Below are 11,164 nucleotides of genomic sequence, written 5' to 3'. Positions count from 1 at the left end.
GATGAGCGAGGTTATTCTGCAGGCCAGTCATATCAACAAGTCGTTTCACGACCCGGTAACCATACCGGTACTGAACGACGTGAGCATGTCTGTCAATAAAGGAGAATTTGTTTCGGTGGTAGGCAAGTCAGGGTGCGGAAAATCCACCTTGCTTTACGTTCTTTCCACTATGGATACCGATTACGAAGGACAGCTATGGATCGATCAGCAGCTGGTTACCAACCAGAAAGAAAAGCAACTGGCCCGCATCCGGAATGAAAAGATTGGTTTCGTATTTCAGTTCCATTATCTGCTGAACGAATTCAGTGTGCTCAGGAACGTGATGCTGCCCGGTTTGAAGCTGAACCAGTATTCGGAACAGGAAACAGAGCACCGCGCTATGGAGCGGCTTAAAATGCTGCATATCGACGAGCTGGCATTAAAGAACGCTAACCAGTTGTCGGGCGGACAAAAGCAACGGGTGGCCATTGCCCGCGCACTGATCAATGATCCCGCCATTATAATGGGGGATGAGCCCACCGGCAACCTGGATAAGAAAAACGGTCAGCTTGTGTTCGATATCTTCCAGGAACTATCGTTACAATACCAGCAAACATTGCTCATTGTAACGCATGACCCGGAATTTGCGGAAAATACCAACCGCATTATTGAAATGGAAGACGGACGGATTATCAGGCAGTAACTACAGCAATTTCTTCGCTGCATCTTCCCAGTTCATGATCCGCTCATAGCCCTCTACATGTATGTTATGATGCCCGTGATACAACAACGGCCTGCCTTTGAAATTGCTGAAATTGCGGATCAGGTCATCTATCATGATATCGGTTTGTACGATAGATTTATCGCCGCACAGGCAATACTGCCGCCAGTCAAGAAAGGGGAAATGTTCCTGCAGCCAGTCGTATTTGTCTTTCAGCGAAGTGGGGAACTCCATAGCTGCGGATACGATATACAATTTATATTTTTTATTCAGCTCTTTTATTACTTCCACTGCATTCGGGAATATTTCCAGGTCGCGGAAAAAGCCGGGCGTATTCAGGTATTCCTTAATCTTCGCTTTGTGCTCTTCCGGCAGGATATCCGATAGTGTTTTGCCGTGCAATTCCTCGGTAGTAAATGTTTTACCATAGTCTCTGTAATACCATGTCCTGGCTTTTTTGATTGGGTCTGCAATGGTTTCGTCCATGTCGATGGCAATAGATAACTGCATTGTTTCCTGTTTTTGTGCAGCTAATATAATAAAAAGCGCGGAGGTTGTCTTTCCCAGGATTACGCTGATTATACTGATTTGCTTGATTTGACCTTTTGGATTTTAAGTGATTCGGGGAGATATAAGCGGATATTTTCGCTTATATCTCCCCGAATCATTTTAAATCCTTATAAAATCCCAAAAAGTCAAATCAAGCAAATCAGTATAATCAGCGTAATCCTGAGAAAGACAAACCCCGCGTCTAAAGCTGTTTCAGCTTAATATCGCGGTATTCCACTTTCATAGGCGGACCTACATGTACCTGTACGCCCAGCAATCCTTTGGTTTTTCCGTTCACCGTGTCGTTGTCGGTTACATCGCTCATCAGCACATCGTTGATATAGTGCTGGAGGTGATTGCCTTTTACAACGAGCCGGCATTTATTCCAGTCTTCGCTTTTAATAAGCGTTTGCAGTGAATCAGAGCTGCCGAGTGAGCCGGTAACAACAGCGGCACTCCAGGCGTTATTCTTCACGCCGTTTTTCAGCGAGTCGGTTGCTTCAGGAATGGTTGTTTTCTGTCCGCGGTAGGCCAGGGTGGTACGGCCTCTTTCCTCGTAATTCTGACCGGTGTAGCGGTTAGCGCCATCAATATCGGCCTGGTATCCTTTCAGTGCATGTGGTACATTCTCTACCATTACGCTGCGGTAGTTGATGCCGCTGTTGCCGCCGCTGGTGATTTTGAATTCACAGGTGAGTTCAAAGTCAGCAGGCTGATCGCCCTGCCAGATGAGGAAGGTGTTGGTTTTTAGTAACGTTTCAGGCGTTACTTCGCCAACAATATGACCGTTTTCTGCCCGCCAGTGGATAGAGTCGCCTATCCATCCGTTCAGTGTTTTACCATCAAAGATCTGTACAAAGCCTTTATCGGTACCTGTGCTATCGCCGGTGTGGCTGTCGCCTGTTTTACTCACGCCGTTCTGGCAACTGGCCGTGGTAAACAGCAGGCCGGCTGCGGCCAACGGAATAAGGAACGCACTGGTTCTTTTCAGCATAATTGATATTTTAATAGTGTTTGATATTTTTTCGTATATCCGGTGGAGATAGTAAGCATGATGCGTATAACCGTTACCGGTAGTTAGGCAGCATTGGTATCTTTCCAGGAACCGGAAGCGGCAGAATCGAGTACGGCCTCACATACTTTTTGCGTTTCCAGCGCTTCCTTAAAGGTGGGAGAACAGGGCGTACCGGTTTCCAGGCTTTTCAGAAAATCCGCTACCTGGTGTACAAAGGAATGTTCGTAGCCGATGCCCAGCCCGGGTACCCACCATTTATCCATATATGGCTGATCGCCGTCTGTTACATGGATAGAGCGCCATCCACGCACCGTAGAGGCGTCGGCGTTATCAAAGTATTCCAGCCGGTTCAGGTCATGCAGATCCCAGCGGATGGAAGCATTTTCGCCGTTGATTTCAAACGTATATAAGGCTTTATGTCCGCGTGCATAGCGCGTTGATTCAAAGAGCCCGAGAGAGCCGTTGCTGAAGCGGCACAGGAAGGAGCAGGCATCATCGATGTTTACCTTCTCTACTTTGCCGGTGAGCTGATGCATGCGTTCTTTTACAAAGGTTTCGGTCATGGCGGTTACGGTAGTGATGCTGCCGTTCAGCCACAACGCGGTGTCAATGCAATGGGAAAGCAGGTCGCCCACAACGCCTGAACCGGCTACGTCTGCATCCATGCGCCACAATCCTTCGCCGCCCTGTGGCAGGTTGGCGTTAATGGTCCAGTCCTGCAGGAAGTTGGCGCGGTAGTGAAAAATGCGCCCCAGCTTGCCGGAGTCAATAATCTGTTTGGCGAGGGTAACAGCCGGCAACCGGCGGTAGTTGTACCACACGGTATTGGGCACGCCTGCTTTTTCAATAGCGTCAACCATCCCGGCCGACTCTTCCAGCGTACGTGCCAGCGGTTTTTCGCAGAGGATCATTTTGCCCGCTGCAGCTGCCGCAATGGCTATTTCAGCGTGCTTGTCGTTAGGCGTACAAATGTCTACTGCGTCTATATCATCGCGTGCAATGAGGGCTTTCCAGTCCGTTTCCACGGATTCATATCCCCATTGCGCTGCAAATGCTTGGGCCTTACTTTCTGTGCGGGAACATACTGCTTTCAGCACCGGCTGAAAGGCCAGCTCCGGGAAGAAATTTTTCACACGCAGGTAGCCGTTGGAGTGGGTTCTGCCCATAAAACCACAGCCTATTAATCCTATCCTCAGTTCTTTCTTTGTTGTCATAGTTGTCACGGATTATTAATTAAAAAACTATTCCTGCCAGCCGTGTTGCTGTCTTACAGCGATCATGGCGGCAAGGATATCGTTCCAGGTTTTGACCTGGGTCATCACGGCATTGGGGAACATACAGCCATCCCAGCAGATATGTTTTACTGCCTTCGTCAGTTCGCCTTTGTCGTCGCGCAGCCAGAAGCCGGCATCTTCTGCAATATTCAGTTTCCCGTTGGGATCAGTAGCCAGGCAGTGACGGCCGGTTTTATCGTGCGAGCCGGTGCCGTGCACGGTGCCATCATTCTGCGCCACATGGAAATCGATCATCCACGGACGAAGGGCATGTGTAAGTTTCCGGAGCCCTGCTTTGATGGCTTCGCGGTCGCTCCACTCAAAGTTTGCCGGCAGTATCCTGTCTTCCGGGCTGTTATACCCCAGCAGGTACAGGAACGTATGCGACATATCGGCCTGGAACCCGATGTTGGGGCGGTCTACAGCCTCCAGGGTATCCAGCATTGCTTTCCAGCTATGCATGCCACCCCAGCAGATTTCACCTTCTGCGGCGAGTTGCTCGCCATAGTCAGCGGCTACGTCACAGGCTTCCCGGAAGGTTTGCGCAATCAGTTTTGTGTTGCCTGCGGGATCTTTGGACCAGTCTTCCGGACTGCAGGCGGAGTCGATGCGTACTACGCCGTTAGGCCGGATGCCGAGGTCGCGGAGCCGTTTGCCTACGTGGCACGACTTCCGCACCTGCTCTACAAATTTTGCCCTGTCTTCTTTGCTGCCCATTGCGGAACCGCCGCTGGGAGGCCAGATCGGCGCCACGAGGCTGCCTATCTCCAGGTTATAGGAAGCTACTTTTTCTACCAGTCTTTTCAGGTCATCGTCTGAGCTGTTTGCGGATACATGCGGGTCAAACAACCCGATGTCGATACCATCAAACTTAACGCCGTTCACTGCTGCGTTAGCCGTCATTTCCAACAGCGTATCAAACGGAATGATGGGCTCTGCACCATCTCCTTTTCCTACAATGCCCGGCCAGGTGGCATTGTGCAGTTTTGGATAATTATTATTTTTCATAACGTAGCTTTTAACAGGTTATAACACGAGGTCGGGATTACCCGGACCAAAATGCTTCAGCATTACAATCGGATCGGTAGCAGAGTGGTTTACAATTTTCACTCCTGCAGTAGCCGCTGCTTCGCTGATAAAAAACTCATCGTTGGTTAACTGCCCGTAGCGGATCAGCGCGGGCGTATCAATATCCCACACACCCATTTTGCCATGTCCCTGCATCAGGATAATACCATACGCGGCACTGTCTTTAATAACTACCGTTGCGCCGGGCGCTACAGTCAGTTCTTTGGCGCTGAAAGCATCTGATTTATAACATACCCAGTTTTCCGTATAACCTTCCCCGTTAGCCGCTGTTTTAGGCGGCATAAAGCGATTCTGGAACTGGTTAGGATCTACGTTCAGCTCCCAGTCGATCACGTCCATGAGGGCATCATAATCGCCGATGCTTTCTTTGGGCGTACCATTCCAGAGCAGTACTTCAGGAACGATGGCTTCGTTTACGAGCGACTGGTACATGGCAAATACATCGGAGGCTTTCTGTGGTTCGTAAGTACACAAACTACCCGGCGCATGCAGCAGTCCCGGCGGAACATCCCAGCCGGTACCGGGTTCCAGCTTGTAAGCCTGTGAGTAGTTCGTGATCTTATTGTCGCCTTTGGTAAAATTCACCAGGCATTCCTTAATCTGTTCGCGGGTGGTGCCAGGAGCAATACCCATGAAAGTATAAGGGAAATCACCGCCATGATTATTCAGCTGCGGCGGAAAGTAATAGGCTTCGGGCTTGCCGGCCTGTCCGATCAGCGCTGCCTTTTCATCGTTGTGATGAATATGGTGGGGGAGCGGTCCCATGTTATCAAAGAACTTGGAATACATCGGCCATGCGCCATAGGTATCCCATAAACGTTTCCCGATCAGTTTATCCTTTAATTCGCTGATGGCATCTTTCAGTAAAAATTGTTGTGTGCCGCTACCATCATTTACGACCACCATGCTTAAACCCTCATTTTCGCCTGTTAAAGGGCCGTTCTTCGCCGGAGTGGTGGACGACAGCCAACGTTCGTCGATGCCGCCACGTTCGCCTCCCAGTACGTAATAATCGTCCGGGTGTAATTTGATCCGCCGTCCTGGCACACAAAATGATCTGGGTACCCAGTTTGGCGCCAGTCGGAGAATCCCTTGTCCCTGTTCGAGTGCTTTTTCTGCTAAGCTTGTTTTTTCCATGAGCTTTAAAATGATGATTATAAAAGATCAGTGAGAAATGATTTGATGTCTTCGTTGGTATGCAACAGGTTTATCTGCAATTCATATTCGCGGCGTTCGCCCGGTTCCATAAAAAGCAGCGTCCCTTCCCTGCGGGCTTTTGCCTGCCCCGTAGGCGGATGGGTGCCGGGTTCCAGCCCCATCACATATTCGGCTTTACCCCAGTGCTGCCAGTTGGTAAGCACCGGCAACTGCGCTTTTTTAAACCGCAGCGAAAATGCCAGTTGCAGTGCAGCGTTGTGTACACCACAGGTACACCACCCGCCGGCATCTGCCACGGGATCAATGATGGCGGCCTCTTCGCCGCCACCGGCATGACTGTCCAGCGGAGCAAGGCATTTTTTATAATTGTGATCCGCATTAAAAATATGATCCGGATTGCCTTCCCTGGGAACCCAGTTCCCCTTCCAGCAGATATCCGCACCCTCATCTGCCAGCGGCCACCCGAAATTGAAATGATACAACAACATATGCGGCGAAGTGATATTGCCCCTGTTGATCACTTCATCATGCACCCGGATCTCCGCCTTACCCAGCGTACCGGAAATGGTACGTTTCAGCATCAGCTTGGGACCGAGCACGCTGGTTTGCAGCATGATCCCGGTAATGCTCATTTCCATCTGCCCGGCCACAGGGTCGGGTTGTATGATGGACACAATTTCAGCAGGCGTATTACTGATAGGCCCGTGCAGGCCGCGTTCTCCATATTCATCGGTTTCCGGACCGCCCGCATGCATCAGCCCGCAGGTGGTTATCAATCCACCGCCAAAGGTTTGGAGCCAGTCCAAACCCTTGTTCGCCCCCCGCGTGGGGGCAGTAATACCGCCATGACTTAACCAGGCCAGGCTATGCTGATGATAAAAGGCATCCGCAATATCCATAGCCCGGTCGATGACCACCTTATAACGTAACCCGGTACCGGTATTGATCCAGGCGATGCGGGCGCCCCTTCCGGGGCCATTGTCCAGCACCGCCGTTTCTATACCTCCCAGTTGAAAATGATTCGAGAGTTTATGTTGCCACGACTGATTATTAAATGCCATCCACGCGTTATTTATCTTCCGGGAAAAAATATTATTTACGACCCAGTTGCTTGGAAGCAAGGAAAACAGAATCCTGTTTATTGCCGCCGGATTTCAGATAGGCCATTAAATCCCTCAGCTCATCTTCATTAAGACGGTTAATTAATCCCGGCAGCATCACAGAAACTTTGGATGCTTTTGTTCCGGTTACCTCTTTCTTCAGCAGCTCCCGCTGGTCCTGTGTAGCAAAAGGGTTCTGGGAAATCACATACTTATCTTTGTCCTGGCTTACGAGTCGTCCTACTACGGAGCTGCCGTTCTTTAAAGAAAACACGGTGGCTTCATATTGGTCGGAGATGGTTTTGCTGGGTTCAATAATTGCTTCGAGAATATCTTTACTGGAAAAACGTGTACCCAACTGCGTTAGATCCGGTCCGGCTACGCCGCCTTCGCCGCGCATACCATGACAGGAGCTGCACAACGCCGTGGCAAACATTGCCCGTCCCTGTTCAAAATCACGCTTGGTAGTAGTAGAGCTGTCCACTATTTTAAGTGCCTCTTCTACGGTCCATCTTCTGCCCGGGCCTTTGGGTTGCGCAAAGCCAGCCGCGAGGTTACCACCACTGTTTAACAGCGAGTCGCCGGAAATCTTGTTGAAGTGTGCAAACTCTTTTTTCGGCACATTAGCTAACGCATTTTTCCTGGCGGTATTGATAAAGCCAATAAAACTATGTCCGCCTTTATAGGTGAAAGCATTGTAAAACCAATTGAAATACTGTTCCTGTAATTCAGGTGTCCAGCCGCTTTTCGCCTGGCTTAATACCGTTGCATACCAGGTTTGCTGTAATGGTGGCATTTTAGATAACATACCGGCAATGTCCAGTCCATACTGCGGATTACGCATGATCAGGTCAGCGGATTTCATGGCAGTTTTAGCAGCAGCGGTATCATCTTTGGCATTGGCCAGCAATGCCATTGTTTTTTCTACGGCATTGGGCGCATTGATGTATACCAGTACTTTACTCAGCGACCTGTTCAGATCATTGGTGCTGGCGGGATACTGCGGATCAAGGTAGGCGGCTATTTGCGCCGATTGTTCTGCATCGGGTTTACCCATACGTACAAACACCAGCTCAAAAGCACGCAACAGGTCAATCTGCTGGGAAGGCGACAACTGCGCATAGTTGATCGTCATCAGTTGCGGCAGCAGTAATTTCTTCACATCTTCCTTGCTCTGACGCGCCAGCGCTATGGTTCCCTGGATCAGTGTTTCAGGATCTTTCTCCTGTAACACCCTGTTCTGCCATTGACTCACCGGTTGATTTTCTATCGCTATCCTTGCTGCAAAGCGGATGAAGCGATCACTGTTTTTCAGGTAAGGCCATGCAAAGTCAACGGCTCCTTCTTTTGCACCGCCGTGGTAGGCTTCCAGCTGTTTGCGGATGTTAGCGCCTTCTGTTGGAGGAGTCACCGCCAAAGGTTCGTTATCTTCTTTATTGTCTTTATAATATACACGATAGAGGTCAGACTCCAGTCTGCGGCCACCCGTCAGGAAATACAATGCACCGTCGGGACCAATCACACCATCCGTTAACGGCAGTGGTGAACCAGACAGGAACTCTTCTGCACCTGCTCTGTAGGAGGCGCCATCCGGCTGCAAACTGATGGCGTAGATGATGCCAAAGCTCCAGTCGAACGCAAATAATGACTTGCGGTATTTCTCCGGGAACTTTGCATTGCCGCCATAGATCAGGTTGGTAGGGGAGCCCTGGCCAATGTTCAGTAATGGTGGTAAGTTATCGGGATAGGCCGGAGACCATTTCTCTGTACCCGGGCGCCATCCGTATTCACTGCCGCTGGTTACCTGGCAGATGCGGGTAGGGCGGTACCAGGGAGTGCCAAAATCCCATTCCATATCTGAATCGTAGGTGAACATATCACCGGCATCATTAAAAGTAAGATCGAAAGGATTACGGTAGCCGGAGCTGATGAGTTCCCAGTTGGTACCGGTAGAATCGATATGCGCAATCCATCCGCCATGTGTATTCACCGTATTGTCGTGACCGTTAGGGTCCTTGATAAATGGTAATACGTTATCGATGTTCCACGATGGAGGCGCCTTGTAGTTATTCATCTCCGGAATTTTGGTAAAATTACCGGCGATCACATAGATGGATTTTTTATCCGGAGATAATACAATGCTGTGTGGGCCATGTTCTCCTTCGCCATCCAGCGCCTTCAGCAGCGTGATCTTATCAAACTGATCATCGCCGTTGGTATCCTGTAAACGATACAATCCGCTGCCTTTGTCGAAACGCTCATCACTGTTGTGATTCACCATTACATACAGGCTGTTGAAGGCATACAGCAATCCCTGTGCATAGCCCATAGATACTTTTTGTGTAGAAGTATCATTGCCGATCCTGAGTTGTTCAATTTTCAGTTTGGCAGAATCTTCTCCTACGGCAGGGAGTTGCAACCGGTAAAGAAAACCATACTGATCGGACACGATCATGCGGCCTTTGGTGTCAAAGGTCATAGATACCCAGGAGCCCTGCTTGTTGTCGCCCGGACTGTACAACCGCTCTGCCTTAAAATTATCAGGTAATTTCAGGGCATCGATTTTCGGATTGCCGGTTAGCTTTGGCTCTGACGTTGAGTCGTTTCCGTTATTACAGGCCACACCGGTCATCAGAACGGTGGAAACCAGCAACAGCAGCGGGAAAGCTCTTTTACGTGACGTGGTCATAATATAATCTTGAATAGGTTCCTGAGTTGATACTATTGATATGGGAAAACGTTTACTATAGCTGTAGTAATATAGTAAACGTTTTCCCGTTTTTTCTAACTTTTTTTACCAGCCGGTGTTTTGTTCAAATCCATTCAGCCTGATTTCTCTTTCAGGAATTGGAAATAATAACTCGCGCGGCTGTATGTTATATGAAGCTGGGCTGAGCCTGGTCAGCCTTTTCTTTTCTTCTATACCGTGGGCGGTCATTACGGAAACGGCTTTGCCGGTGCGTAATAACTGGTACCAGCGATTGTCTTCAAAGGCGAGTTCTACACGCACCTCGTGGAAAACGGTATCGCGGAAAGCGCCCTTGGCCAAAGCAGGTAAAGGATCCAGCCCTGCGCGTTGGCGTACGGGGTTGATATACTGCAGTGGATTACCGGTACCGGTTTCGTTGATCGCTTCTGCCAACATCAGCAATACCTGGGAGTAGCGGTACACGGGCCAGTTTTCATTCGCACGACCATCAAGTGCATATGGCGGATGATAGAATTTCCGGATGAGCGGTAATTTACCGCCAAAGGCGATTGATTCTGCAAAAGCGGCATTGGTAGGACTGGAATACATAAAAATGGATGCATCCTTTCTTTTATCCTTTGCTTCATACGCGTTTACAATACTGGGAGTAGGCATGTTTACGCCGCCCAGGTTACCATTGAAGCCGGTCAGATCTTTTTTACCGTTGCGTGGACCGAAGTTGAAAATGTAGTTGCTACTTTCTGTTTCGATGCCGGAGTTGTACTGTACTGAAAAAATAGATTCTGAATTGTTCTTCTTCGCCGGATCAAAATTATCTGCATAATTATCTACCAGTGAATAGTTCAGTGTGGTTACCTGTTGAAGGGTAGTTACTGCCTTTGGATAATCTTTCATCGTCAGGTATACTTCTCCGAGCAAGGTTAATGCTGCGCCTTTGGTAGCACGGCCAATATCTCCGCCGGAGAAGCTGGCCGGCAGATTGGCTGCGGCTTCTGTGGCATCTGCAATGATCTGGGCATATACTTCTTCTACCGTTGCTTTCTTCGGGGTGGAAGCTTCATCCGGGCTGGCCACTTCTTTCACCAGCAGTGGCACACCGCCAAAAAGGCGCACCAGGTGAAAGTAGTACAAGGCCCGGAGGAATTTAGCTTCACCGAGATACTGTTTTTTAGTTGCTTCGTTGGAAAATTTAACGCCATCAATACGGGTAATGATCACGTTGGATTGCTGTATGTTTCTGTATATCTGTGTCCATACATTATTCACGTAGTTATTGGTGGGAGTGATGAGGAATTCATCGATCTCCTCCCGTTGTTGTGCGCCACGGTCGCCTGCATCATACTGGTAGTTGGTATTATCCGCCCTCATTTCAGCCATCGCCCAGTAGTCGCCGGTATAAAATTCCTGCAATACGCCGTAGCAGCCGTTCACGGCACGGAGCACCTGTGCTTCGGTAGTATAATAGTTAGATCCGCTGGAAAAGGAATTTGGCTTTACATCCAGCATGTTGTTACATCCATTCAGTGCGATCGCAAGCAGCGCGATAAAAGGTATCTTCGTTTTCATGTT

General features: G+C 49.4%; 9 protein-coding genes. 1 reads left to right on the top strand and 8 read right to left on the bottom strand.

What is annotated here, in order from left to right; all coding sequences use genetic code 11:
• The first annotated feature begins 1 nt into the window (after nt 1).
• The gene (locus tag ACMXI2_RS13235; RefSeq protein WP_483782037.1) at nt 2–682 is read left to right on the top strand and encodes an ABC transporter ATP-binding protein; all 681 of its coding nucleotides are present in this window, start codon (nt 2–4) and stop codon (nt 680–682) included.
• On the opposite strand, the gene ACMXI2_RS13230 is transcribed toward ACMXI2_RS13235, so the two are convergent.
• From ACMXI2_RS13230 to ACMXI2_RS13195, 8 genes are all read right to left on the bottom strand, one after another.
• Nucleotides 683–1,210 carry a 5' nucleotidase, NT5C type gene (locus ACMXI2_RS13230; protein WP_483782036.1) on the bottom strand — a complete coding sequence of 176 codons (528 nt, stop codon included), beginning with the start codon at nt 1,208–1,210 and terminating at the stop codon, nt 683–685.
• 241 nt (nt 1,211–1,451) lie between these two features.
• Nucleotides 1,452–2,243: a 3-keto-disaccharide hydrolase gene (locus tag ACMXI2_RS13225; protein WP_483782035.1), complete on the bottom strand. Its 792-nt coding sequence runs from the start codon at nt 2,241–2,243 to the stop codon at nt 1,452–1,454.
• An 83-nt stretch (nt 2,244–2,326) separates the two neighbouring features.
• Nucleotides 2,327–3,478 carry a Gfo/Idh/MocA family protein gene (locus ACMXI2_RS13220; protein ID WP_483782034.1) on the bottom strand — a complete coding sequence of 384 codons (1,152 nt, stop codon included), beginning with the start codon at nt 3,476–3,478 and terminating at the stop codon, nt 2,327–2,329.
• Nucleotides 3,479–3,505: 27 nt separating this feature from the next.
• Entirely contained in the window at nt 3,506–4,546 is a 1,041-nt protein-coding gene (locus ACMXI2_RS13215) for a sugar phosphate isomerase/epimerase family protein (protein WP_483782033.1), read from the bottom strand.
• A gap of 18 nt (nt 4,547–4,564) precedes the next feature.
• Entirely contained in the window at nt 4,565–5,764 is a 1,200-nt protein-coding gene (locus ACMXI2_RS13210; RefSeq protein WP_483782032.1) for a class I mannose-6-phosphate isomerase, read from the bottom strand.
• A 17-nt stretch (nt 5,765–5,781) separates the two neighbouring features.
• A complete protein-coding gene (locus ACMXI2_RS13205) occupies nt 5,782–6,846 on the bottom strand; it encodes an aldose 1-epimerase family protein (RefSeq protein WP_483782031.1) in 1,065 nt (354 codons plus the stop codon).
• A gap of 31 nt (nt 6,847–6,877) precedes the next feature.
• The gene (locus ACMXI2_RS13200) at nt 6,878–9,574 is read right to left on the bottom strand and encodes a c-type cytochrome (protein WP_483782030.1); all 2,697 of its coding nucleotides are present in this window, start codon (nt 9,572–9,574) and stop codon (nt 6,878–6,880) included.
• A gap of 105 nt (nt 9,575–9,679) precedes the next feature.
• Entirely contained in the window at nt 9,680–11,161 is a 1,482-nt protein-coding gene (locus ACMXI2_RS13195) for a RagB/SusD family nutrient uptake outer membrane protein (protein ID WP_483782029.1), read from the bottom strand.
• Nucleotides 11,162–11,164: the final 3 nt, after the last annotated feature.

The sequence above is a fragment of the Chitinophaga sp. G7 BAM 1005 genome (assembly GCF_057126945.1).
Note: the sequence above shows the minus strand (reverse complement) of the source record. Positions and strands in the feature narration are given on the sequence as shown.

Excerpts from the sequence above, each read along its gene's own strand:
- ACMXI2_RS13195 (WP_483782029.1), bottom strand. The coding sequence starts at position 11,161 with ATGAAAACGAAGATACCTTTTATCGCGCTGCTTGCGATCGCACTGAAT.
- ACMXI2_RS13235 (WP_483782037.1), top strand. The coding sequence starts at position 2 with ATGAGCGAGGTTATTCTGCAGGCCAGTCATATCAACAAGTCGTTTCAC.
- ACMXI2_RS13205 (WP_483782031.1), bottom strand. The coding sequence starts at position 6,846 with ATGGCATTTAATAATCAGTCGTGGCAACATAAACTCTCGAATCATTTT.
- ACMXI2_RS13215 (WP_483782033.1), bottom strand. The coding sequence starts at position 4,546 with ATGAAAAATAATAATTATCCAAAACTGCACAATGCCACCTGGCCGGGC.
- ACMXI2_RS13230 (WP_483782036.1), bottom strand. The coding sequence starts at position 1,210 with ATGCAGTTATCTATTGCCATCGACATGGACGAAACCATTGCAGACCCA.
- ACMXI2_RS13220 (WP_483782034.1), bottom strand. The coding sequence starts at position 3,478 with ATGACAACAAAGAAAGAACTGAGGATAGGATTAATAGGCTGTGGTTTT.
- ACMXI2_RS13200 (WP_483782030.1), bottom strand. The coding sequence starts at position 9,574 with ATGACCACGTCACGTAAAAGAGCTTTCCCGCTGCTGTTGCTGGTTTCC.
- ACMXI2_RS13225 (WP_483782035.1), bottom strand. The coding sequence starts at position 2,243 with ATGCTGAAAAGAACCAGTGCGTTCCTTATTCCGTTGGCCGCAGCCGGC.
- ACMXI2_RS13210 (WP_483782032.1), bottom strand. The coding sequence starts at position 5,764 with ATGGAAAAAACAAGCTTAGCAGAAAAAGCACTCGAACAGGGACAAGGG.